This window comes from Flavobacterium xanthum, from assembly GCF_900142695.1.
Lineage (GTDB): Bacteria > Bacteroidota > Bacteroidia > Flavobacteriales > Flavobacteriaceae > Flavobacterium > Flavobacterium xanthum.
In genome coordinates this window covers 69300-95002 of record NZ_FRBU01000010.1, presented here as the reverse complement: position 1 = coordinate 95002, position 25703 = coordinate 69300, and the positions used below count along the sequence as shown (strand labels likewise).

The 25703-nt window shown below is 36.0% G+C and carries 15 protein-coding genes and 1 pseudogene; 4 read left to right on the top strand and 12 right to left on the bottom strand.

Features of this window, described 5'->3' with window-relative positions; genetic code table 11:
- Positions 1-24 precede the first annotated feature (24 nt).
- The 11 genes and pseudogenes from BUC11_RS06210 to BUC11_RS06160 form a co-directional block, all read right to left on the bottom strand.
- Positions 25-1245, bottom strand: a complete 1221-nt coding sequence (locus BUC11_RS06210) for a BaiN/RdsA family NAD(P)/FAD-dependent oxidoreductase (RefSeq protein WP_073352801.1) — start codon at positions 1243-1245, stop codon at positions 25-27.
- Between the two features lie 323 nt (positions 1246-1568).
- A complete protein-coding gene (locus BUC11_RS06205) occupies positions 1569-1976 on the bottom strand; it encodes a GxxExxY protein (protein WP_073352800.1) in 408 nt (135 codons plus the stop codon).
- Between the two features lie 90 nt (positions 1977-2066).
- A complete protein-coding gene (locus BUC11_RS06200; protein WP_073352799.1) occupies positions 2067-2774 on the bottom strand; it encodes a glycerophosphodiester phosphodiesterase in 708 nt (235 codons plus the stop codon).
- Positions 2775-2872: 98 nt separating this feature from the next.
- A pseudogene (locus BUC11_RS06195) lies at positions 2873-4386 on the bottom strand (flotillin family protein).
- 13 nt (positions 4387-4399) lie between these two features.
- The gene (locus BUC11_RS06190) at positions 4400-4957 is read right to left on the bottom strand and encodes an NfeD family protein (RefSeq protein ID WP_073352798.1); all 558 of its coding nucleotides are present in this window, start codon (positions 4955-4957) and stop codon (positions 4400-4402) included.
- A gap of 205 nt (positions 4958-5162) precedes the next feature.
- Entirely contained in the window at positions 5163-6821 is a 1659-nt protein-coding gene (locus BUC11_RS06185) for an alpha-amylase family glycosyl hydrolase (RefSeq protein ID WP_073352797.1), read from the bottom strand.
- Positions 6822-6834: 13 nt separating this feature from the next.
- Entirely contained in the window at positions 6835-8640 is a 1806-nt protein-coding gene (locus BUC11_RS06180) for a glycoside hydrolase family 13 protein (RefSeq protein ID WP_245793783.1), read from the bottom strand.
- A gap of 247 nt (positions 8641-8887) precedes the next feature.
- The gene (locus BUC11_RS06175) at positions 8888-11191 is read right to left on the bottom strand and encodes a glycoside hydrolase family 65 protein (RefSeq protein ID WP_073352796.1); all 2304 of its coding nucleotides are present in this window, start codon (positions 11189-11191) and stop codon (positions 8888-8890) included.
- 94 nt (positions 11192-11285) lie between these two features.
- Positions 11286-11942, bottom strand: a complete 657-nt coding sequence (gene pgmB / locus BUC11_RS06170; RefSeq protein WP_073352795.1) for a beta-phosphoglucomutase — start codon at positions 11940-11942, stop codon at positions 11286-11288.
- Positions 11935-13464 (bottom strand): MFS transporter, encoded by a 1530-nt coding sequence (locus BUC11_RS06165; protein ID WP_073352794.1) that lies wholly within the window; start codon positions 13462-13464, stop codon positions 11935-11937. Before BUC11_RS06165 ends, pgmB begins: the two co-directional genes overlap by 8 nt.
- A 188-nt stretch (positions 13465-13652) precedes the next feature.
- Positions 13653-14675, bottom strand: coding sequence for a LacI family DNA-binding transcriptional regulator (locus BUC11_RS06160; protein WP_073352793.1), 1023 nt, complete (start codon positions 14673-14675; stop codon positions 13653-13655).
- A 233-nt stretch (positions 14676-14908) separates the two neighbouring features.
- Here BUC11_RS06160 and BUC11_RS06155 point away from each other — a divergent pair, with 233 nt between their 5' ends.
- From BUC11_RS06155 to BUC11_RS06140, 4 genes are all read left to right on the top strand, one after another.
- On the top strand, positions 14909-17848 hold the full coding sequence (locus tag BUC11_RS06155; RefSeq protein ID WP_073352792.1) for a SusC/RagA family TonB-linked outer membrane protein: 2940 nt from the start codon (positions 14909-14911) through the stop codon (positions 17846-17848).
- 17 nt (positions 17849-17865) lie between these two features.
- Positions 17866-19464 (top strand): RagB/SusD family nutrient uptake outer membrane protein, encoded by a 1599-nt coding sequence (locus tag BUC11_RS06150; RefSeq protein ID WP_073352791.1) that lies wholly within the window; start codon positions 17866-17868, stop codon positions 19462-19464.
- Between the two features lie 23 nt (positions 19465-19487).
- Positions 19488-20600, top strand: a complete 1113-nt coding sequence (locus BUC11_RS06145; protein ID WP_073352790.1) for a SusE domain-containing protein — start codon at positions 19488-19490, stop codon at positions 20598-20600.
- Between the two features lie 73 nt (positions 20601-20673).
- A complete protein-coding gene (locus BUC11_RS06140; RefSeq protein ID WP_073352789.1) occupies positions 20674-23562 on the top strand; it encodes an alpha-amylase family glycosyl hydrolase in 2889 nt (962 codons plus the stop codon).
- Positions 23563-23785: 223 nt separating this feature from the next.
- Here the strand turns inward: BUC11_RS06140 and acs are convergent, their stop codons facing one another.
- A complete protein-coding gene (acs, locus tag BUC11_RS06135; RefSeq protein ID WP_073352788.1) occupies positions 23786-25693 on the bottom strand; it encodes an acetate--CoA ligase in 1908 nt (635 codons plus the stop codon).
- Positions 25694-25703: the final 10 nt, after the last annotated feature.

Genomic DNA, 25703 nt, shown 5'->3' with positions numbered 1-25703 from the left:
GTTTTAAACTCTTGTTAATTAAATTCAAATTGAAGCTGCCACAATAAACCCGCTTGTCCATGCATTTTGGAAATTGAATCCTCCGGTAATGGCGTCAATATTAACAATTTCACCAGCAAAATAAAGGTTTTCATGCAGTTTACTTTCCATAGTTTTGAAGTTGATTTCTTTTAAATCGATTCCGCCAGCCGTTACAAATTCTTCTTTAAACGTACTTTTTCCGTTGACTTGAAAAGTGCCATTTGTAAGTTGATTTGTTAAGTTTTGCAGCTGTAATTTTGATAAATCAGCCCATTTCGTTTCGGCTTCAATTCCTGAAGCGAGCACTAAACTTTCCCATAATCTATTGGTGATTTCAAATGGTGATTTTTTGGAAACTGATTTTTTAGCGTGTTCTTGCTTTAATTCTTTTAGCTTTTTCTCCACATCTTCTTTTTCTGCGTCATTCAACCAATTCACGAAAATGGTAAACTGATAATTTTTATCATGCAAGATTCGGGCACCCCAAGCGGAGAGTTTCAATATCGCAGGTCCACTCATTCCCCAATGCGTGATCAATAAAGGTCCCGTGGAAGTAAGTTTGGTATCTTTTACTTTTACGGTTGCTAAAGCGGCAACACCAGGTAATTCTTTTATTCTAGAATCTTTGATATTAAACGTAAATAGGGAAGGGACTGGAGTAATTACAGCATGCCCAAAAGACTGCAGCATTTCCCAGATTTTAGGATTGCTTCCGGTAGCTAGAATCAGTTTTTCGGCAAGATAATTTTCAGTTTGGGTTTCTATTTTCCAAAATTTTTCTCCTGAAACTTCGGGATTGAAAATAGATTGTACGCTTTGACCGGTCAGTACGGCAATTCCAAGTTTTTGTGTCGCTTTTAGGAAACAATCAATAATGGTTTGTGATGAATTGGAGACCGGAAACATACGTCCGTCTGCTTCAATTTTGAGTTCCACGCCATGTTTCTCGAACCATTCAATGGTATCGCCAGAACAAAACTGATGAAATGGACCTCGCAATTCTTTTTCGCCACGCGGATAGAACTTTACTAATTCGTTCGGTTCAAAGCAAGCGTGGGTTACGTTGCATCTTCCACCGCCTGAGATGCGTACTTTCTGGAGTACATCACCGCCACGCTCTAAAATGGCGACTTTCAGTTTTGGATTTTTCTCCACGATGTTAATGGCTGTAAAAAAACCCGCTGCTCCACCGCCTACTATTATTATGTCGAAATTTTGATTCATTTATTATCTATTGCTAGAGTTAGGTCGTTAAGTTTTTTATGCAAATGTAGTTCCCTTAATTGTTTTATTATTTTTTTTGAACCATTAAGAGAGTAAAGCTAATTAAGTTTTTAGTGTTACTGTAATTTTCTTAATGACCTCAAATTCCCTTAATTGTTGAATCATTTCTTTTTAACAATTAAGAGATTTAAGTTATTGTTACTGTAAATTTCTTAATGACCTTAATTTGCTTAATTGTTTAATTATTTTTTTTAACAATTAAGGGAGTTAAGAGATTTAAGTTGTTGTTACTGTAAATTTCTTAATCATTCAGGACTTTTAAGTTATTCATCAGATAGTCGTAAAAAATACTCGTTAATTAAAGGCTTACACGATTTTGAAATGTTAGTAGTATTGAAATTGACTAGTAATCCTTGTGGCATGCCTAATAATTTCATGTAGGTGAGTAGTTTTGTTTCGTCAATTGGATGAAATTTTTCCACAGTTTTTAACTCAACAATAATTGATTCATTTACCAGCAAGTCCAAACGTAATGCATGTGCGAGTTCTAAATCGTAGTAATCTATTTCAATATTTAATTGTTGTTTTACATTATACCCGTTTTTTTCTAATTCATATTTCAAGCATTCTTCATAAATTTTTTCTAGTAGACCGGGTCCTAGTTTTTTATGAACTTTTATTGCGTAACCAATAATTTCATAAGATAATTGTGTAATCTCTTTTTTTGTCATGAATTGAAACTTTTACCTAGTTACTTAAATGACTTAATTTTCTTAATGGTAGAGAAAAAAAACATTTTGTCAAAAATACAATATTCTAGTTCATATTCTATTGGGAAAATCAGTGATGATTCCGTTTACGTTGAAGGTTTTTATTTTTTGAATGTCTTCTAATTCATTAATTGTCCAAGGGAAAACATCGAATCCTTTTACTTGGATTTGTGCCGTATTTGCTTTGGTCAATAGATGAAAATGCGGATGAATTGATTTTGCCTGAATGAATTTGGCGAAAGCCAAAGCCAAGTCTAAATCGGTTTCTGTTAAAACTCCAATAGGGATTTTATCATTTAAAAACGCCACTTGTTGTAACGCATTCCAATCAAAACTGGAAACTAAAAATTGGTCGTATTTCCAGCCTTTTTTGGTAACATACTTTTCAATAAGTGCAACTACTTTGTCCGTTACTTCATAGCTTTTTAGTTCAATATTGATAAAACAATCTTGGTTTACCAACTCAAGGACTTCTTTGAGTGTTGGGATTTGCTGCGCTAGTTCGTTTAAATGCCTAGGGTTGTTTGTTTCATTGATTCGAAAAGCCTTCAATTCGCGTAAAGATAAGGTGTTTACTAAGCCTTCTCCGTTGGTAGTTCTATCTATAGTTTCGTCATGAATTACTATTATTTCACCGTCAGCACTTAAATGAACGTCCAGTTCAATGCCATCCACTTGCATATTCAATGCTTTTTGGAATGAAGCCAACGTATTCTCTGGTTCATGTCCTCTTGCGCCACGATGTCCAATTTTGAGCATGGAAGTAATTTTTCACAAAGGTAGTATAAATACAAAAGCACAAACTTAATTGGTTTGTGCTTTTATAAATGGATTCATTTGTGGTTTGCATTAAAAAATTACTTTAAGTCATCAACAGGTGTAGTAGTTTTTATTTCTTCACTTTTATCTTCTCCTTTTAAGTAAGTAGGTAAGTTAAGTCCTGCCATGTTGAACAAATCGTTTAAGGGAGGTACGGTTTTCATCATTCCGGCGACAAAGTTGGCAGTGGATCCAGCCCCGTTGTCTCCTGCATTACCAGAATCCCAAACAGTAATTTTATCAATTTTGATATTTTTAACTGCTTCAACTTGGGTTTTTACTAATTCGGGCAACTTTTCAATTAATAATAATTGAAAGGCTTTTGTTGGGTCGCCACCTGCTGCACTAACTACTGCACGGTACCCTTCGGCCTGTTTAGTTAAAATTTCATATAAACCCTTCGCCTCGGCTTCCATTTTTGCAAAGATGGCGTCTGCTTCCCCTTTTGCTAATTCTCTTGTTTTTTCTGCTTCCGCCTGTGCATCTATAATTGCTTTTTGTTTCGCAATTTGCGCAGGAATAACCACATTTGCATTTTGTGTAGATCGTTCTCTTTCTGCACGAGCTTCTTCCGCTTTTTGTTCGGCAGCATAAGACTCTTCTAATGCTCTTGCACTTTGTACTTTTCAGATGCTAAAGCAGTTCGCAACGCTTCCGCCTCGCGCTCTCGTAGCGCTGCTTCTGACTGTGCAATAGCAATTCGGGCTTCATTTTCCCCTTGAATTGCAACGGCATTGGCTTCAGATGTTTTTACGCGGGTATCTCTTTGTGCTTCTGCTTTACCAATACTTTCGTCTTTAAAAGCAGCAGCAATACTAACTTCTCGGTCTTTATTAGTTATTGCAATTTTCACATCACGATCTCTGTGCGTTTCAGCAATTTGAACGTCTTTTTCTCGATCAGCCAATGCCTTTCCAGTTTCTCCAATTCTTTCTTGTTCAGCAACTGAAATTTTTGCTTCATTGATTGCTTTTGCAGCAGCTTCTTTTCCTAAAGCTTCAATATATCCAGATTCATCTTTGATATCCGTTACGTTAACGTTAATTAATTTTAAACCAATTTTCTTTAATTCAGAATCAACGTTTTTCGAAATGTTATCCAAGAATTTATCTCTGTCAGAATTAATTTCTTCAATTGTCATAGTCGCAATAACTAAGCGTAGTTGACCAAACAAAATATCCTTAGCTAACTCTTGAATTTGCTCCGGTAGTAAACCTAATAGACGTTCAGCAGCGGTATTCATACTTTCTGCTTCGGTTGAAATGGCGATAGTAAATCGACAAGGAACATCAACACGAATATTTTGACGCGACAAAGCATTTGTTAAATTGGCATCAATAGAAAGGGGCTTTAAATCTAGGTATTGAAAATCTTGAACAACAGGCCAAATAAAAGCACCGCCACCATGCACACATTTTGCAGAGGTTCCACCTGTGCGGCCATATATAACTAGAATTTTATCTGAGGGACATCTCTTGTATCGAGAAATAAGGGTTAAGAAGGTTACAAAAACAACAAATACGGCAACAACAATAATGATAATTTCAGTCATGGTTTAGTTTAATTTAATTTTTTTCTACAATTAATATGTTGTTTTCGATAGCCACGACTTTTACCGAACTGTTTGAAGGAATTTTTTCAGGTGAAAAAGTCATGGCATCTAATTCATGAAAAGTTCCATTTATACTAATAAGTATTTTTCCTTTGCCGGATTTCGATTCAGGGATTGTTAGGTATACTTGTGCTGTTTTGTGAAGTGCGTATTCTATTTTAAAGCTATTGTTCTCAGACAATTTTAAAATTTGTTTAATTACGAAAAAGAATATAGCAACAAAAAACAACCCTACTAAAACAGAAATAATAATTAAAATTGTTTTGTTTTGGATACTGTTATAAAATGAAATTCCGGTCCAACTAAATCCTAATAAAAAGTTGATTAAGTTACGTAAAGTAAAAATTTCAAAAGGTAATTCTCCGTCGATAGCATCAGAATCAATGTCGGTTTCACCGTCGCTTAAACCAATAAAGGTCATAATGGTTTGGAGTCCAAAGAATAAGCTTACTGGTAAAGCAATGTACCAGAAAGCCTTGAGTAATGGTTCGTAATTTTCTAAAAAATTCATAGTTATGATTTGATTGTCTAAAGTAGACGATATTTTTTACAAAAGGTTACAAATGGAAAATATTATTTATTCTAATAAAATCTATCTTAAAATAAAAGGCACAGATCGCTTTGAAACTGTGCCTTTTGGTTGTAAATATACTTCTCGTAAAGTCCTAAATTAAATTTTTGAAGTTCTGTAATATCCTGATGAGTTTTTCTTCAAACTATTTTTTCAATTCCAGTAATACAAGATCAAATGCTGAATCAATTGTTACTTTTCCGCTGGAAACGATGGCTTCCTTGCCGGAGTAGGCATCTTTTACTTTTGATCCATCTTCGAAAATTGACACCACTGAAAGTTCTTTGGTACCAACTGCTAAATCCAATCCGATCACCACTTTATCTGAATAATCTCCTTTAGAAAGAGTTCTGGAAAAAGCATACGGTTGTGCCGAAATTTGCTGGTGAATTCCTGCTCCAACCGAAGGGTGATTTTTTCTAAACTGTCCTAATTTTTGCCAATGCAAAAGTGTATTCTGTGTTTCTGGATTTGATTTGATGTCTTCCCAATTCATAAAGGAACGCAAAGTTGCATCGCCTTGTGTACCTTCAATTACGAGAGAACGAGCACTTTCATCACCATAATATACTTGTGATACTCCAGGGGAAAGCAATAATTTTGTCCCTGCTTCTTTGCTTTTGGTGCGTTTGGCATCAAAAGGCCCGCCGTCATCGTGCGAGGACAAATAGTTTAAAACACTGTATCCTTTCAGTTCATTATTGAGTTTGCTTGAATATTTGGAAAATATAAATTCATAGTCTTTTTGTGCATCCCATTTGAATTCAAAATTGATCATGTTGTTGAAACCATTTTTGAAATAGTTAATTTTTTTGTCTCCAAAATCAAAATCTTGTCCGCCGCTAATGCCGTAATTGTATACTTCAGCAAGGGTATAGAAGGAATTGTTATCCAATACTTTTGTAGGGTTGTTTTTCTTCCAAGTGGCAAACGCATAATCACATTGCGTTTTAAATTCGGCCCAAACGGTTTCATCGGTATGTTTTACGGTATCGCCTCTATATCCATCAATTCCATATTCTGTGATGTAATCTGTCAACCATTTGATGATGTAATATTTAGGGGCTCTCGGATATGCGGTACGAGCAAAAAACGCGTCCAATTCTTTCATTTCCTGTTCGTAACGTCCTTCTTTTTTCCATTTTTCGATTAAAAAAGGCGGTAAAGTCACTGCTTGATTGTTCTCTGTTTTTATATCCGGAAGATTAGCAACAAGTGTACAAGCGGTTGTTCCATCAAAAGATTTGTAATCGCAATTGGGTCCGGTTCTCACCCAGTCATTTGGCCAAACCGTATCTTCGGCAGTTACGGGTCCTGTATGATTGATTACGCCATCTAGAATGATGCGGATTCCGTGTGCGTGTGCTTTTTGAACTAAAGCGGCTAAATCTTCTTTGGTTCCAAAGTTAGGATCTAAGTTCGTCCAATCTCTGGCCCAATAGCCATGAAACCCATAACTCAATCCCGTTCCTTCATCAACGGCATCGTGGATTTGTTCTACAATTGGTGTAAACCAAATGGCATTGATTCCTAATTTATCAAAATAACCTTCATCAATTTTTTGAGAAATCCCTTTGATATCGCCACCTTCAAAACCACGCAATTTTCCCGTAGTTTTAGTTCTGTTGAAGTTCATATCATTTGAAGTATCTCCATTATTAAAACGGTCCGTCATCAGGAAATAAACATTCGCTCCTTCCCAAACGAAAGGGGTTTTGTTGCTCTCAGTAACCGTTTTTGTGCTGGAGCAACTACTTAGTAAAGTCATCGTAATTAGTAAAAATGGGATTGAATATTTTTTCATTTTTTTGTAATTTTTATTTCAATTCTAAAATCAAAACCGATTTAGGTTCTATTATTATTTCGTTGGTAATGTCAAACGTTAATTCAGAAATCACATCTTTTCCTGTTTTAAAGTTTTTCCTGTTTTCTTTGAAACGGTCTGTTTTTATCGTTTTGGTTTCATTACTGTTGTTTAGTAACACCATGATGGTTTCTTCAGCATTGTATCTAAAATAGACGTAGGTGTTATTTTCAGGAATGTAATGCGTCATTTTTCCGGAATGAATCACTTTTTTTGCTTTTCTCCAGTTGAATAATTTGGAAGTAAAATCAAAATACTCACTTTGTCCAGGAGTTCGTCCTTCTTTAACAAAAGCATTGTTTGGATCGCCTTCCCATCCACCAGGAAAATCCTGACGGATATCCGCATCACCTTTATTTTTGTCGCCGGCCATTCCTATTTCGCTGCCATAATACAATTGTGGAATCCCACGAACCGTTGCCAAAACGGTCATTGCCATTTTGTATTTTCTAATGTCGTTTCCGTAGGTTTGATTGATGCGATTGGTGTCGTGATTTTCTACAAAAATCAACATATTGTTAGTGTTAGGATACAAGAAATCATTTGAAAAATTGTCATACAATTTCATTATGCCCTTCTCCCATGATCCTTCATCTTCGCTGAAAACTTTCGTTGCTGCTTCATATAAAGTAAAATCCATTACACTTGGTAAGTACGAATTGTAATTTTGAATAGCGGCAATTTTGCTGTCTTTTTGCCAATAGGCCATTTGCGCTTGACTTTGCATCCACACTTCTCCTACAATATTAAAATTAGGGTATTCATCAGTGATGGATTTGGTCCAAGTTGCAATTCCTTTTGGATCAGAATAATTATAAGTATCTACTCTAAAACCATCCAAATCAGCGTATTCAATCCACCAAATCGCATTCTGAATCAAGTATTTTAAAGTCAAAGGATTCTTTAAATTTAAATCAGGCATTGTGGGAACAAACCAACCGTCTATGGCAATTTTTTTATCAATTTCAGAGGCATTAGTGTCATGAATTACCGTTCGTTTATGATTGGTTTGAGTGTAGCTATCAAAATGATTAATCCATTCTTTTGTTGGTAACTCTTTCATCATCCAATGTTCAATTCCCCAGTGATTCGTCACATAATCCATCACCAGTTTCATGTCTCGTTTGTGCATTTCAGCAGCCAATCGTGCATAATCTTCATTAGTTCCATAACGAGGATCTATTTTATACACATCAGATTGTCCGTAAGTGTGATAGGAATAAGCAGCATCATTGTCCTCGCAAAGTGGTGTGCTCCAAATGGCTGTTGCACCCACGGACGAAATGTAATCAAGGTTTTTTATAATACCCTCGATGTCTCCGCCATGTCTTCCGCCGGGTAAATCTCTGTTGTATTTTTCTTGGGTCGAATTTTGGCTGTCGTTATTCCTGTTTCCATTTGCAAAGCGGTCTGGCATCAATAAATACATCATATCCGAAGAATCAAAACTTTTGCGTTGCGCAGACTTTTCTCTTCGTTTCTTTAAACTGTATTTTTGTGTTAATGTTTCTTTTTTGTTGCTTTTAAAAGTAAATACGAAGTCAGTTGCTCCTACTTTTTTGGTGTCAATGGTGACAAAAATGTAGTTGGGATTTTCGGTTCTTTTAACGTTGGTAATTTTTATTCCATTTGAAGCTGTAACTTGGTATTGTGCAATGTCTTTGCCGTACAATAATACTTGCAACTCAGGATTTTGCATACCTGCGTACCAAAACGGCGGTTCTACTTTGTCGATTTGAGCGTGTAAAGTTAAAGACATAAAAAAAAGGAATAAAGTTATTTTTTTTATAAAGCTCCTGAAGATAAACGGTAAATTAATAATTTTATTCATTATCAAATCTGTTTTTAGTGTTTTAATTTCTCTCTTTAATTCAAACTGGTGCCTATTTTTTTTCCTTTTCAAACTTTGGTAAGTAAACAATCCCAATAGGAATTGGGATTGTTTGTTAGCTCAACTGTGTTTTTAATCAAATGGTAGGACGAACTGAAAGTTCCGATAATTGTTTTTATACAGTAACTAAATTCTCAGACTTAACTACAATTGGCTGACCGTTTACTATGATTTCCAATTCCTTAGTGCCATCAATGGAAAAAGTAGTTTCGTTGTGATTGATTGCGACTTTTAAAATTTGGTTTCTAAAGTTTATTTTAAAGGAATAGCCTTCCCATTCTTTCGGAATTTTTGGAGAAAAATGAAGTTTATCCTCTTTAATTCTCATGCCTCCAAATCCTTCTACAATGCTCATCCAGGTACCAGCCATTGAGGTGATGTGGCAACCCTCTTCGACCTCCTTGTTGTAATCATCTAAATCTAAGCGTGAAGTTCGCAAGTAAAACGTGTATGCCATATCCATTTTGTCCAACAAAGCAGCTTGAATCGAGTGAACGCAAGGCGAAAGAGAGCTTTCATGAACCGTAAACGATTCGTAAAATTCAAAATTGTTTTTCAGTTCTTCTTTCGAAAAATGATCTTCAAAGAAATAAAAACACTGTAAAACATCGGCTTGTTTGATATATGGCGAACGTAAAATTCGATCCCAAGACCATTTTTGATTAATAGGTCTTTGGCTTTTATCAAGGTCGGCTACGGGGACTAATTCTTTGTCCAAGAAACCGTCTTGTTGCAAGTATACGTTGTGCTCTTCTGAAAAGGGAAAGTACATATTATCCGAAACCTTCTTCCAAGATTGCAACTCGGAATCCGTGATTTTTACTTTTTCCGTAATTCTTTTGTGATCCGAAGGGTATTCCAGAGACACTTTTTGAATTTGTTCATAGGTATATTCCAGACACCATTTTGCTATATAATTCGTGTAGAAATTATTGTTTACGTTGTTCTCATATTCATTAGGACCCGTAACGCCAAGAATTACATATTGGTTTAAATTAGTCGAAAAATTCGCTCTTTGATGCCAGAAACGCGCAATTCCGATTAAAACCTCTAGTCCTTTTTCAGGAATGTAACTGTAATCGCCAGTGTATCTGTAAAAGTTATAAATGGCAAATGCGATGGCACCATTTCTATGAATTTCTTCAAAAGTAATTTCCCATTCGTTATGGCATTCTTCGCCGTTCATTGTCACCATTGGGTACAAAGCAGCTCCGTTAGTAAATCCTAATTTGGTTGCATTTTCAATGGCTTTGTCCAATTGATTGTAGCGGTACGTCAATAAGTTTCTGGCCACTTCTTGGTCTTTGGTCGCCATGTAAAACGGAATGCAATAGGCTTCGGTATCCCAATACGTTGATCCACCGTATTTTTCGCCGGTAAATCCTTTTGGTCCAATATTCAATCGGGAATCTTTTCCTAAATAGGTTTGGTTCAACTGAAAAATATTGAAACGAATTCCTTGTTGTGCTTTTACATCGCCATCAATGGTAATGTCTGACATTTCCCAAATTTTTGCCCAAGCATCAATTTGGTCCTGCAACATTTGTTCATATCCTAATACCAAAGCGGATTGAATCACTTTTTCGGCAGCAGTAATGGTGTTTTCATGATTTAAAGAAACCGTGTAGCCACCAATTTTTTGTATCGATGATTTCTGGCCTTGAGCCACAATAACATCATAGCTAAATTGAATTTTATCTGCCTTTGCATCAATATTAGAAGGAGAAATTCCCGTTTTTTCACCATTTGTCAAAATGGTATTTTGCATGAAAGTGGTAGCTTTGAAATGAGTTTTGAATGTTTGAGCGGTTACAAAAGCCTCATTTCCAGATTTTTTTACGTCAAGCGGTTCCCAGAATTTTTCTTCCCAGTTCGCATCTTCATTGGTTACACCAGCATCAATATACGGTTTGTAAATTATTTTTGCATCCTTATTCAAAGGTGTGATTTCGTAATTAATAACGCCAACCTCATCCAAGTTCAAGGAAAGAAAACGACGCACGTTTACGGAAATTTCGGTACCGTTTTTCAAATTAGCTTCAAAAGAACGATAGTACCAACCTTCTTTCATATTCAGCTCACGACGAAAATTTTTAACGTCAGAACACGTATTCAAATCCAGTTTTTCATCGTTGATTTCAATGTCGATTCCAATCCAGTTTGGTGCATTCAAAACCTTGGCAAAATATTCCGGATAGCCGTTTTTCCACCAGCCCACTTTAGTTTTATCTGGATAATAAATTCCGGCAATATAACTTCCCTGGAAGGTTTCTCCAGTATAATTTTCTTCAAAATTAGCACGTTGTCCCATGGTGCCGTTACCAATGCTGAACAAACTTTCGGATGATTTTACACACTCGGCATCAAATCCTTCTTCTATGATAGACCAATTATCCGGTTTTATATAATCTTGATTCATTTTTTTCTAATTTAAAAATTCAATCATTTAGAAATTCAAAGATTGTTGTGATCCACATTCAATCTAATCTTTTTTACTTTTTGAATTTGTTTCTTTATCCTTTAATTAATTCTTCTATAAAAGCGGTGTCTATGGCTGTAAAATCCGTAAAGATATATTTTGCCTCATGTAAAGTACTTGCTTCTCCTATTCCTATGCTGGTCATGTTTCCAATGTTAGCTGCTTGAACTCCTGCCACTGAATCTTCAAAAACGATTGAATCTTCGGGTTTGGTGTTCAATAATTTTGCAGCCATCAGGAAAACTTCGGGATCCGGTTTGGCATTTGTCACATCATTTCCATCTACAACAGCATCAAAATAATGTCTGATTCCCGTTTTCTCCAAAATAGGACGTGCATTTTTGCTGGCTGAACCTAAAGCAATGGGTTGGTTTTTTTCTTTTAAATATTGTAACAGGGTTAGAACGCCGGGCAGTAGTTCGCTTTGATCCATGTCTACCAAATACGTCAGGTATTCTTCATTTTTCTGAATCAGCCATTTGTTTTTGTCTTCTTGCGAAGCGGTTACTTTTCCTAATTCTAAAATAATATCAAGAGAGCGTACTCGGCTTACGCCTTTTAATAGCTCGTTGTGTTCTAATGTAAAGTCAATGTCTAACTCATTTGCAATTTTTTGCCATGCTAAAAAGTGATATTTCGCTGTATCAACAATTACTCCATCAAGGTCGAAGATGAATGCTTTCTTATTCATTTATTATAATTTTTGATTCGTCATTAATGGTTAGAGCTATAATTCCCGCAAGGATCATGGAAGCCCCACCAATTAATAGGGCATAAATAGGTTCGCTGTTAAAGAATTGAGAGATTAAAAATCCTAAAATCGAGGCAGCTACTAATTGTGGGATAACAATAAAGAAGTTGAAAACTCCCATGTAATACCCCATTTTGTTAGAAGGTAAGGAACCCGATAACATGGCGTAAGGGATGGACAGGATGCTGGCCCAAGCAATTCCAATACCAATCATGGGCAGCCATTCCATCATAAAAGCCGTAGGTTCCTGGATGAAATAGATAGAGATAAGTCCCAAACCACCGCATACTAATGCAATAAAATGAGTAAATTTTGTGCTGGTATATTTTGCCAATAGCGGGAGTAAAAAAGCGGCAATGGCAGCAATCAAATTATAATTGGCAAACATTTCACCTACTTGATTCGCCCCTGTATTATAGGCTTCAGAGGTAGTATCTGTTGTTCCATAAATGTGTTGGGTCACCGCTAGTGTCGTATAAATCCACATGGAGAAAAGTGCAAACCAAGAAAAGAATTGTACCCAGGCTAATTGCTTCATGATTTTTGGCATGAACTGAAAATCATTCATGATGGTCACAAAACCATTGTTAGTGCTATTGTTTTTTTGCATGATACCAGAAACCAGCATAGCCAACCCACCCAAACCGATAAGCCCAAGGGAGAGGACATATAAGTCTTTCTTTAAATCGTAGTTATAAATCAGTGCCGAAAATAATACACTAACGATCAAAAATAGAATTCCTTTTGATAAATGTGATTTTCCATTAGTAATGAACCAGTCTGCAGTATGTTCTTCTTTTGTGAATGTGGTTTCTTTGTGTTGTTCAAAAGCGGCTAGCTCCTCAGGAGAATATTCCTTAGAGGTGATAACAGTCCAGAGAACCGTTACAATAAATACAATTCCGCCAAAATAGAAGGAATATTTAACTGAATCAGGAATTACACCAAGTGGTGCGGTGTTTTCAACGCCAAAATGGGTAAAGATTAACGGTAGTTTTGATGCGAAGTAAGCGCCAATTCCGATAAAAAAGCTTTGCATGGCAAATCCCAGGGTGCGTTGTTTTTCTGGAAGATTGTCTCCAACAAAAGCGCGAAAGGGTTCCATTGAAACGTTAATAGAAGCGTCCATAATCCAAAGCATTCCTGCTGCAATCCATAAAACGGGAGAATTGGGCATGATAAATAATGCTGCCGAAGCTAAAATAGCCCCTGCTAAAAAATAAGGTTTTCTCCGACCTAATTTAGTCCAGGTTCTATCTGAGAAATACCCAATTATAGGTTGGATAATTAATCCAGTCATAGGAGCAGCCACCCATAAAATAGGGATGTCATCAATGTTAGCGCCTAAAGTTTGAAATATTCTGCTGACATTCGAATTTTGCAAGGCAAAACCCATTTGAATCCCTAGAAAACCGAAACTCATGTTCCAAATTTGCCAGAAACTTAATTTACGCTTTTCCATTATCGTAATTTAAATATTAATACGATAAGCGCTATGCTTATCAAAACTTATCTTATTTTCGAAGTAAAAGTTAAAGTTTTGAGGGGTAAATATAAAAATATATTTCAAACTTTTGTTTTTGAGAAACAAAAAATAGAGAACTTTTTTTACTACAAGGTTGTAGTAAGTCAAAAATTAACAAACAAAAGCTAATTCGTTGATTCTCTTTCGATCAAATGGGTTTCAATTACTTCGGTTTTATAGTTTTCATCTTCCTCATCTTCTTTCGACTCTAGTCTTTCAATAAGCATTTTTGCGGCCTTGTTTCCCATTTTTATGCCGCTTTGACTCACTGTTGTAATAGTAGGAGTAGAATATTTAGAAATTATGCCATCCGTAAAGGCGATAACAGCTAGATCTTTAGGAACATTGAGTCCTATTTTATTGGCCGTTTTAATGATGGTTACAGCAAATAGTTCATTTACAGCAAAAACAGCATCAATAGCTTTGTCTTCTAATAGTTTTCCAATAGTGATTTCGCAAGTATCTACATCTTCGATTTTTATAATTAGGTTTTCATTGAAGGGGATGTCATTGTCTAAAAGTGCTTTAATGTAACCATCCGTTCGGAGTTTACCCACGCTCACGTAATCTACAGTGGTCACAAGGGCAATCTTTTTCCGACCTTTATCAATCAAGCTTTGAACGGCTTCATACGCTGCAGATTGATCGTCAATTATCACCTTATCGCACAGAATATCATTGGTAACTCTGTCAAACATGACAACTGGCATGCCTTGATTGATAACTTCTGTAATGTGATGAAAATCTCCTCTAAACTGGGTTTCTTTGGAGAGTGACATGATGAAACCATCGATACTTCCGTTGGCAAGCATTTCCATATTAAGCACTTCTTTGTCAAAGGAGTCATCTGAAAGACAGATGATCACACTATAACCATGTTCGTTGGCTACATGTTCAATTCCGTTGATGACCGTAGAGAAAAAATGATGCACAATTTCTGGAATGATGATTCCAATAGTTTTGGTTTTTCTATTTTTTAAGCTAAGCGCAATATTGTTGGGTTTGTAATTGTAGAATTTGGCGAAAGCCTGCACTTTAAGTCTAGTTTCTTCGCCTATTTCGAGACTGTTTCTAAGTGACTTGGAAACTGTTGAAATGGAAACGTCTAATTCTTTTGCAATTTGTTTAAGCGTTATTTTCCTTTTCATAGTAGTTTTTGGTAAAAATTTATTTCTTACTAAAGGTAAAATTAAATTTTACAAATGGTAATTAAAGTGGTAAAAATTTAAATAAATCAGAAAGTTTTCAACACTATTACGTTTTCGTAACCCTTTAAAATTTGGTCTTTGTCGGGAGTACTAAAATTTACATAAATTTAACATTCGAAGTACTAGTTAAGCTTGAAAATTCAAGAAAAATTAAATTAAATTAAACAAAAAGTATGAAAGCAATTTATAAAAAGTTGTTAATTTTATTACTGCTACTCCCTTTTAGCGTTCTGGCTCAGAATACGGTGGGCGGAACTGTTCTGGATAAAGCATCTGGACAACCAATTCCGGGGGTAAATGTAAATGTACAGGGTGCTGCAAACGGAGTTTCTACTGATTTTGATGGTAAATACCAGCTTACAAATGTAAAAAGAGGCGATAAAATCGTTTTTTCTTATATTGGTTACATGAATACCGTTGTGGATTATGTTGCTCAAAATTCATTGAATGTATCTTTGGAAGAAGATGCCAATCAGTTAAAGGAAGTTGTAATCCAAGTGGGTTACGGAACGGTTAAGAAGAAAGATGCTACAGGAGCTGTAACAGTTTTGACTTCAAAAGATTTTAATAAAGGGCCAGTAACTTCTGCGGATCAAATGATTCAAGGTAAGGTAGCTGGTTTACAAATCATCAATGGTGGTGGTTCTCCAGGTGAAGGTGCTACGATTAGAATTAGAAGCGGATCTTCATTGTCAGCTAATAACGATCCTTTATATGTAATTGATGGTGTGCCAGTTGCTGCTGGTGGGGTAGAAGGTAGTAGAAATCCATTGACTACAATCAACCAAAATAATATCGAGTCTATTTCGGTTTTAAAAGATGCTTCGGCAACGGCTATTTATGGTTCTCGTGCTTCGAACGGTGTGATTATCATTACTACCAAAAAAGGAAAAGCAGGTGATTTACAAATAAACTATAACGGAAGTTTTCAAGTATCTGAAATTACAAAAAAAGTAGATGCTTTATCTAGTACACAGTTCAGAGATTTTGTAACGGCTAACGGAACCGCCGCTCAAATTGCATTAATGGGAGCTGCTGATACGGACTGGCAAGATGAAATCTATAGAACAGCTATTGGTACAGATCATAATGTTTCTTTAAGCGGGGGTTCTGATAACATCGTTTATAGAGCATCGGTAGGATATGCTAATTTGAATGGTATCTTGAAAAGAGATAATATGGAGCGTAGTACCATGTCTGCAAATGTAACAGGGAACTTTTTGGAGAATCATTTAAAAATTGAAGTGAACAACAATACTTCTCTTATTAAAAGTAACTATAGTAATCGCGGCGCTATTGGTTCGGCAATTCGTTTTGATCCAACACAAGTGGTCAGAAATCCTGATGGAACTTTTTTCCAATGGTATACTTCTCCAACTCAAATAAACCAATTATCAGGAAGAAACCCTTTATCTCAAATTGAACAACAAAATAGCTTTGGAACTGCTTATAGAAGTATTGGAAACATCCAAACAGAATATAAAATGCATTTTTTACCAGAATTGAAAGCGGTTGCTAATCTTGGTTACGATCAATTAACAGGAAGATCTTTTGGTAATACTGAAGCTGATTATCTAAATGGGCTTTCTGGTTCTGGGTATAACAATACCTACGAAAAAACACAATCCCGTTTCAATAAATTGATGGATTTGTTTTTGAATTATAATAAGAAATTGGAGTCTATTGATACACAATTAGATGTAACTGCAGGGTATTCGTACCAAGATTTTAGAGAGTCATTTAACTCTTCAAATTTTAATTTCCAAAGTAATAATACTACTGTTGATCCTAACTTTCCTTCCCGTATCAATTTGCAATCGTTTTTTGCAAGAACAAATATTTCAGTTGCTGACAAGTACTTATTAACTTTGTCTTATAGACGTGATGGTACCTCAAGATTTACGGAGTCAAATCGTTGGGCTAATTTCCCTGCAGTTGCTTTGGCTTGGAAGTTAAACGAAGAAAATTTCTTGAAAGACGTTGAAAGTATTTCTACTTTAAAACTTCGTGGAGGTTGGGGTATTACTGGACAACAAGATATTGGAATTAGCTATCCTTCTATTCCTTTGTATTTAGCTTCTAATACAGCTGCTCAATACCAACTTGGAAGTGATTTTTATACCACATATAGACCACAACCGTACAATAGTAATTTGAAGTGGGAACAAACCACTACGGTTAATGCAGGTTTAGATTTTGGATTTGTGAATAATAGAATAAACGGTAGTGTAGATTTATACAAAAGAACTACTGAAGATTTATTATTGTACACTCAAAATCCTTCTTTCTTCGGTTTTTCAAACTTTGATAATTACAACGTAGGAACGATAGAAAACAAAGGAATTGAAATTGCAGCAGAAGTGATTCCTTTTCGCAATGACAATTTTGAATGGAGAATTGGTGGAAACGTAACGTTCCAAGATTCTAAAATCACAAAATTGACAACTACACAACCAAATACTCCAGGAATTAACATTGGTGGATACGAAGGTGCTACAGGGAATACGATTCAAAATCACCAAGTAGGATTTGCGCCAAGTTCATTTTATGTATATGAGCAAGCGTACGGTGTAGATGGAAAAGCAATAGATGGCGTGTATATCGACAGAAATAATGACGGATTGATTACACAACAAGACAAATACCGTTTCCACAAACCTGCAGCTGATGTTTTTTACGGTTTCAATACAAGTGTGACCTACAAAAACTTTGATATGGGAATGAACTGGAGAGGATCTTGGGGTAACTACAATTACAACAACGTAGATTCAAGCAAAGGTTCTTTCAATAACATTTTGATCAGAAATACGGATTTATCTAATGGTGTTGAAAATCTATTGGAAACGGGTTTCAGATCTAATGATACCAAACGTTTCGAATCCGATTACTACATTCAAGATGCTTCTTTTGTAAGATTAGACAACGTAAGTGTTGGATATACTTTCAATCAAAAAGACAAAGCCTCTTCATTAGTAAAAATGACATTGTCTGCTCAAAACGTTTTGATAATTACAAAATATGAAGGTTTGGATCCAGAGATTTCTGGAGGTATAGATGGGAATTTATACCCACGACCAATAACTTTTACGTTAGGTTTAAACGTTAATTTCTAATACAAATATCAAGAAAAATGAAAAAGATACAAACAAAATTATGGGGTATTTCATTGTTACTGTTGGTGCTATTATTCCCATCGTGTACAGATGATTTAAGCCAGTCTCCAGAGGGCAACGTTGCTGTTCCTGGTGAAGAATTTTTTAGCACGCCAGAATCGTACAAACAAAATTTAGCTAAATTATATGCAGGATTTGCTACTTCAGGTCAAACGGCTGCTGGTTCTCCTGATATCTCTGGAATTGATGAAGGGGAAAGTCAATATATTAGAGGTTTCTGGTTGATGCAGGAATTGACTACGGATGAGGCAGTTATTGCTTGGAATGACGGAACAATAAAAGATCTTCACTCACAAACGTGGACTTCATTAGACCGTTTTATCACAGCTACATTTGCACGTTTTTCGTTCCAAATCGTAAACTGTAACGAGTTTTTGAGACAAACTACCGATGAAAAATTAGCTGCAAGAGGTCTTGATGCTGCTTTGATAGCAGAAATTAAGACGTACAGAGCTGAGGCACGTTTCATTAGAGCATTTACGTACTGGCATTTAATCGATATGTTTGGTGGTGGTTCATTGGTTACTGAAAATTCGCCAACGACCTTTTACTATCCTGAATATGCTACAAGAGCAGAATTATACAAATTTGTTGATGAGGAGTTAACTGCGATCATTCCAGAATTGAAAGCGGCAAAATCAAATGAAGCGTATCGAGTAGATCAAGCAGCTGCTTGGATGTTGCAAGCAAAATTGTATATGAATGCTAAAGTATACATTGGAACTGATAATTATGCTGGAGCATTGCCATTGATCAATAAAGTTATTGCTTCAGGTTATGCATTGCACAACAATTACAACCAATTATTTTTTGCAGACAATGATAGAAACGGAGCTCAAAATGAATTTATTTTCACAATTGCCTTTGACGGTCTTAGAACACAAACGTACGGTGGAACTACTTTCTTGACACATGCCCCAGTAGGTGGTTCTATGAAAGCTTCTGAATTTGGAATCAATGGTGGTTGGGCTGGAATCAGAACAACAGCAGCATTTGTTGACAAGTTTAGTGCAAACACAACAGATTCAAGAGGTCAATTTTACACAGATGGACAAACGAAAGAAATTGTTGATATTAGTAATTTCACGGATGGATATGCTATTCAAAAGTTTAGAAATGTAACAGTAAACGGTGTTCAAGGTTCAGATAAGTCAGGTGATTTCTCTGATTCTGATTTTCCAATGTTCCGTTTAGCCGATGCCTATTTAATGTATGCTGAATGTGCCGTTGTTGGTAAAGTAGGAGATCTTGGAACGGCTAGAGGGTATGTAAATGCGTTGAGAACCAGAGCAAATGCTTCGATGATAAACACGCTTACTGCTGATGCAACAGGTGCAACTTTAATTCTTGACGAAAGAGCAAAAGAATTACACTGGGAAGGACATAGAAGAACGGATTTAATTCGTTTTGGTAAATTTTCAGGCGGTAGCTACTTATGGCCTTGGAAAGGAAACGTAGCAGGTGGAGCGCCAACACAAGCGTTTAGAAATTTATTTCCTATTCCTGCTACTGCATTGTCATCAAATAATAAATTACAACAAAACCCTGGATATTAATAACTATAAAAAATAAATAAAAAATGAAAAATATAACTAAATCAGTAATTGCTTTATTTGCGGTACTTGCCTTGTCTTGTAGCGTAGAGGACGTAGAAGATAGACCAGTAATTCAGGGAATTGATACTCCTGAATTAGTTGCGCCAGAAAATGATAAAGCGTATGTTTTATTAGAAGAAAATGCAGAAGAAGTTGCAGAACGTTTTGTTTGGACGAAAGCAACGTACGATGGAAATGTAGAAATTGGATACAAACTTCTAATCGACGTTAAAGGGGGTGATTTTACAAAAGCAGTTGAAATAGGAGGAACTTCTGGTGCTACTCAAATCGAGGTTACGGTTAAAACTTTAAACAACGCAATAATTGCTTTGGGAGGAACACCTGATGTATTAGGTTCTTATGATGTTAAAGTAATGTCAAGTTTAGCTGGAATGGAAAAAATGATGTCTGAAACTCCATTGACTATTTTAGTGAATCCATACACAGGATTAGTTCCATACGCATTTACAGATTGGTATTTGATAGGTGCTGCAGTTGAAGGTGGTTGGGATAATAATGCTGACACAAAACACCAACCTATGTTTAGAGGTGGAGTAAATCCAAAAATTTATAAATTTACAGGTTACTTTAATGCCGGTAATTTTAAACTAATTTCTGTAAAAGGGAGTTGGGCTTCTCAATTAGGGAATGCAGGAAATAACACTATTGAAATTAAAGATAATGCAGGTGAATTTACAATTTCAGCTTCAGGATACTACACTTTTACATTTAACGTCGAAACGTTAGCGTACACTTTAGTTCCTTATAATGCTGCTGCGGCTTCAGTTTATTCAAGAATTGGTTTCTTAGGATCATCTAGAACGGGTACTGATGCAGGTTGGTCTGGCGATGATTCAGAAATGACTGTTTCAGCATTTAGTCCACATGTTTGGTCGATGAATATTTCTTTATTTGATGGTAAAGGGAAATTTAGAGCAAATAATGCTTGGGATAAAAACTGGGGAGGAGATACAGAATTTTCTGGATTTACAGGTAATGGTGCTAGTGGAGGAGATATTCCAGTAGCTAAATCAAAATACAAAATCTATTTCAATGATTTAGATGGTAGCTATTTGATGTTGCCAAATCAAGAATAATTTGTTTTAAAAAATTTAAGGGCTATCTGTGTGATAGCCCTTTTTTATTTTCTAATTTAATCATAATCTAACTATGAAAAAAATTATACTTTTACTATCGCTTTTTTGTTCAATGGCAGCATTTGCTCAACAACAAGCAGTTACTTATAGCATTAATCCAGCTACTTTTGAAGAAACAACTTCTATAACTATTACCGTAAATGGAAATAGTTTTAGTGAAGCAAATTGGGGAATAACTGGAAATGCTTTGTACATGTGGGCATGGTCTTTTGATCTCAATGATGCTAACATTGCTGATTGTCCTACAAATGGTGCGTGGACTGCATCCAATGAAGCGAACCGATTTACCTATGACGCCGGTTTAGATACCTATACAAAAACCATTACTCCTAATACCTTTTACAACAGAAATGGAATAGGAAGAATCGGTTTCTTGGTCAAAGCCAAAGACGGTACAGGAGATAAAAAATCACAAGATATATTAGCTGAAGTAGGGAGTTTTCAAGTGACCTTAACTGCTCCCAAGGAAAATAGCGCGACCATAATTACATCAGGCGGAAGTTTGAGTATTGCAGCCACTAATACCGGTGGAAATGCCAGTTATGTATTAAAAGCAAACGGTACAACTTTAAATACAAATGCTGCAACTTCCAGTTATGCTTTTAATCATTCTGCTATTAATGGGAATCAGAATTACGAATTACAAGTTACACAAGGAACAACTATAATCACCAAAAAGTTTAGTGCCATAGTGAATCCAAATGTGGTTAGTGCAGCATTGCCAGCAGGTTTAGTAGATGGAATTAATTACAATACTACCGATGCTACAAAAGCGACTTTGGTTGTAGATGCTCCATTTAAAGACTTTGTATATGTTGCTGGAAGTTTCAACAATTGGCAACCTACAGGTTCTTTTGCGATGAAAAAAGATCCGGCTTCGGGTAAGTTTTGGTTGGAACTAACAGGATTAGTTTCAGGTACAAATTATACATACCAATACTGGGTAGTGGACCAAACTCCTATTGCTGGGACACCTTCATTGGTGAAAACGGCAGATCCATATTCAACTTTAGTCTTATCTCCTTTTGATGATGGCGGGATTCCTGCTTCCAAATATCCAAATATGCCGGTCTATCCAGTTGGTCAAGAAAGAGAAGTTACCGTTTTGCAAACTGGAAAAACTCCGTATTCATGGAGTAGTGCTACAACAAATTTTATCAAACCAGCTAAAGAAAAATTAGTAGTCTATGAATTATTGGTTCGGGACTTTGATGCCAACAGAAGCTATCAAGACTTAATTAATAAAATCGATTATTTCAAAAATTTGAAGATAAATGCGATTGAGTTAATGCCTGTAATGGAATATGAAGGCAACGAAAGCTGGGGATACAATACCTCTTTTCACATGGCATTGGATAAATTCTATGGTACTTCAGATAAGTTGAAAGAGTTTATTGATTTATGTCATCAAAACGGAATAGCCGTTATTCTTGATGTCGCTTTGAATCATGCTTTTGGAAGAAATCCAATGCTTCGGATGTGGATGAATGATCCTGACGGAGATGGTTGGGGTTCTCCTTCAACCGAAAATCCATATTTTAATACTACTGCAATGCATAGTTATAGTGTAGGGGAGGATTTCAACCACCAACAACCTAGAACACAAAATTATGTTCAACGTGTCATTAAACAATGGGTAGAAGAATATAAGATTGACGGATTCCGCTGGGATTTAACCAAAGGTTTTACCCAAAACTGTCCTGCGAACGTACTGGGTGGTCAAGAAAACTGTACGGGTAACAAGCAACAAGATAGGGTAGAAGTATTGCAAAAATATGCAGACTATTCTTGGGGTTTAGATGCAAATCATTATGTTATTTTCGAACATTTGGGCGGTAATGATGAAGAACAACAATGGGCCAATTACAGACTGAACGAAACGCCAAGTAAAGGCGTTATGATGTGGGGAATATTGACCTCGGAGTACAATAATTTAACCAAAGGGTATGCAGGTAACATTTCTAGAATGAGTTCTTCAAGCCGAGGATTTACTGCACATCGATTGATGGGTTATGCTGAAAGTCATGATGAAGAGCGCTTGATGTACAATAATTTACAATCAGGCAATAACTCAAACCCGGATCATAATGTAAAAACATTAAACGTTGCATTGTCTAGAATGTCCGCTTTAGGAGCCGTTTCTTTGCTGGTTCCAGGACCAAAAATGATTTGGCAATTTGGAGAACTAGGGTGGGAAAATTCTATTTTTACGTGTAACAATGGAACAGTAAATTCGCCTTCAGATGGTACTTCTGGGGATTGTAAACTAGACACAAAGCCTCAGCCGCAATGGACAAGTAATTGGCTTGGAGATACCAACCGTAATAAAATTTATAATGATTGGGCCAAAATGATTACAATGAAAACGGTGGAGCCTGTGTTTTCAGGAACGGCAACAATCAACAATAGTAGTTCGTTATTTCCAAATATCAAAATCACGAATAGCGCATTGGCGTCAAGCCAGCTGAAAGATGTTTTGATTGTCGCTAACTTTAATGTAATACCACAAAATGTTCCTTCCGGATTTCCATATACAGGAACTTGGTATAACTTAATGGATAATACTTCTATTAATGTGATTAGTACCTCAGCGGCAATTACCTTGCAACCTGGAGAATTTAAAATTTACGGAAACAAAAGTGCCTCTTTAGCAATAGCCGATTATGAGAAAGCACCATCGATTGTATTGTACCCAAATCCAGCGTCAAATTACTTTACATTAAATGAACCGATAGCTAAAGTCCAAATTTTTTCGATTACTGGACAAATGGTTAAAAGTTTTGAGGCAAGTCAAGCTGCAGGATATCATTTTTCGATTAGTGACTTGAATCAAGGCCTTTACATCGTAAAAACATTTGATGAAAATAATAGAATAAAAGTATTGAAATTTTTAAAAAATTAAGACTTTTATTGTTTCTAAAAAGTTAAAAAAGATAGGGTTTTAAAATGATAGTGAAAAATAAGTATAAGCTATTTGTTCTAAACCAGTCGCTTTTAGTAAAACTATAATTGGTAAAAGAATCCTTGAATTAGTGAGGAAAGCTGTCTGTAAAAAGACAGCTTTTTTTGTATAAAAAAACTGCTCCAATGATGAAGCAGTTTTTAACTACAATTAAAACTAAAAACTAAATTTTACCCTCTTTGATTTCATCTACAATTTCAGGATTCAATAACGTTGAGGTATCTCCAAAATTAGAATAATCTCCTTCGGCAATTTTGCGCAAAATTCTACGCATAATTTTTCCAGAACGGGTTTTTGGTAAGCCAGAAACGAACTGTATTTTGTCCAATTTAGCAATAGGTCCAATATGATCGGATATGTGTTGATTGATTTCTTTGCTTAGATTTTCTCTGTCGCGGTACTCTCCGCTTTCTTTTAAGATCACAAAACCATACAAAGCATTCCCTTTGATGTCATGTGGGAAACCTACAATAGCTGACTCGGCAACAGCAGGATGTTCATTAATGGCGTCTTCTATTGGTGCTGTACCTAAATTATGTCCGGAAACGATGACTACATCGTCAACGCGACCCGTAATTCTATAATATCCTACTTCGTCACGCAGTGCGCCATCTCCCGTGAAATATTTGCCCGGAAAGGCAGAGAAATACGTTTCTTTATATCTCTGGTGATCGCCCCAAATGGTTCTGGCGATTCCTGGCCAAGGAAATTTAATACACAAACTGCCTGTAACCTGATTGCCCTCTATCTCGTTCCGTTTTTCGTCCATCAAAACAGGTTGAATTCCCGGTAACGGTAGTGAAGCGTAAGTAGGTTTTGTTGGCGTTACAAAAGCGATGGGCGAAATCATAATTCCTCCCGTTTCTGTTTGCCACCAAGTATCCACCACAGGACATTTTTTATCACCTACGTGGTTGTTGTACCAGTGCCAAGCTTCCTCATTAATAGGTTCTCCTACAGATCCAATTACTTTTAAAGATGTTAATTGATAGCGTTGCACGTATTCGATGCTTTCTTTAGCCAAAGCTCTAATGGCTGTTGGAGCAGTATAAAACTGAGTAACTTTGTGCTTTTCGATCGTTTGCCAAAAACGACTGAAATCAGGATAAGAAGGAACGCCTTCAAAAATTACAGTTGTGGCTCCATTTAGTAATGGTCCATAAAGAATATAGGAATGTCCTGTAATCCAGCCAATGTCAGCGGTACACCAGAAAATATCATTGTCCTCATAATTAAAAACGTTCTTAAACGTATAAGCGGAATAGACCATATAACCCGCTGTAGTGTGTACCATTCCTTTTGGTTTTCCAGTAGAACCAGAAGTATAAAGGATAAACAAAGGATCTTCGGCATCCATGATTTCAGCCACATTATTGTCCGAAGCTTGGTCTAAAAGCGGCTGCAACCATTGGTCGCGACCTTCTTTCATGTTGATAGTTGAGTTGATTCTTTTAGCCACTAAAACGTTCTCTACACAAGGACAATTCACTAAGGCTTCATCAACGATACTTTTTAAATCGATGGTTTTGTTCCCACGATAGCCACCATCTGAAGTGATGACCATTTTGCATTCGCTGTCATTGATTCTTGCTGCAACTGCCGTAGCAGAAAATCCTGCAAAAACAACCGAGTGAATGGCGCCTATACGAGCGCAAGCCAAAGTGGTAATCGCAAGTTCTGGAATCATTGGCAAGTAGATGCAAACCCGATCTCCTTTTTTTATTCCTTGTTCTTTTAAAACATTAGCCATTTTACAAACGCGCTCGTAAAGCTCATTGTAAGAAATATGTAATGCTTGTTCTGTAGGATCATTAGGTTCGAAAATAATAGCTGTTTTATCTCCTTTTTTGGCAAGATGTCTGTCAATACAATTTTTGACAATGTTTACTTTGGCATTGGTAAACCATTTTATTTCGGCATCAGCCATATTAAAATCAATTACTTTGTCCCATTCCTGGTACCAAGTGAAATTCTCAGACGCTACTTTGTCCCAAAATTTTCTGGGTTCACGCACTGATTTTTTGTAATGTTTAAAGTATTCTTCTAAATTATTAATTTTATAGTAACTCATGGGTATAGAT

What these genes read in the sequence shown, in the direction of transcription:
- BUC11_RS06210 (WP_073352801.1), bottom strand. Translation starts at nt 1,245, where the DNA reads ATGAATCAAAATTTCGACATAATAATAGTAGGCGGTGGAGCAGCGGGT.
- BUC11_RS06205 (WP_073352800.1), bottom strand. Translation starts at nt 1,976, where the DNA reads ATGACAAAAAAAGAGATTACACAATTATCTTATGAAATTATTGGTTAC.
- BUC11_RS06200 (WP_073352799.1), bottom strand. Translation starts at nt 2,774, where the DNA reads ATGCTCAAAATTGGACATCGTGGCGCAAGAGGACATGAACCAGAGAAT.
- BUC11_RS06190 (WP_073352798.1), bottom strand. Translation starts at nt 4,957, where the DNA reads ATGAATTTTTTAGAAAATTACGAACCATTACTCAAGGCTTTCTGGTAC.
- BUC11_RS06185 (WP_073352797.1), bottom strand. Translation starts at nt 6,821, where the DNA reads ATGAAAAAATATTCAATCCCATTTTTACTAATTACGATGACTTTACTA.
- BUC11_RS06180 (WP_245793783.1), bottom strand. Translation starts at nt 8,640, where the DNA reads ATGTCTTTAACTTTACACGCTCAAATCGACAAAGTAGAACCGCCGTTT.
- BUC11_RS06175 (WP_073352796.1), bottom strand. Translation starts at nt 11,191, where the DNA reads ATGAATCAAGATTATATAAAACCGGATAATTGGTCTATCATAGAAGAA.
- pgmB (WP_073352795.1), bottom strand. Translation starts at nt 11,942, where the DNA reads ATGAATAAGAAAGCATTCATCTTCGACCTTGATGGAGTAATTGTTGAT.
- BUC11_RS06165 (WP_073352794.1), bottom strand. Translation starts at nt 13,464, where the DNA reads ATGGAAAAGCGTAAATTAAGTTTCTGGCAAATTTGGAACATGAGTTTC.
- BUC11_RS06160 (WP_073352793.1), bottom strand. Translation starts at nt 14,675, where the DNA reads ATGAAAAGGAAAATAACGCTTAAACAAATTGCAAAAGAATTAGACGTT.
- BUC11_RS06155 (WP_073352792.1), top strand. Translation starts at nt 14,909, where the DNA reads ATGAAAGCAATTTATAAAAAGTTGTTAATTTTATTACTGCTACTCCCT.
- BUC11_RS06150 (WP_073352791.1), top strand. Translation starts at nt 17,866, where the DNA reads ATGAAAAAGATACAAACAAAATTATGGGGTATTTCATTGTTACTGTTG.
- BUC11_RS06145 (WP_073352790.1), top strand. Translation starts at nt 19,488, where the DNA reads ATGAAAAATATAACTAAATCAGTAATTGCTTTATTTGCGGTACTTGCC.
- BUC11_RS06140 (WP_073352789.1), top strand. Translation starts at nt 20,674, where the DNA reads ATGAAAAAAATTATACTTTTACTATCGCTTTTTTGTTCAATGGCAGCA.
- acs (WP_073352788.1), bottom strand. Translation starts at nt 25,693, where the DNA reads ATGAGTTACTATAAAATTAATAATTTAGAAGAATACTTTAAACATTAC.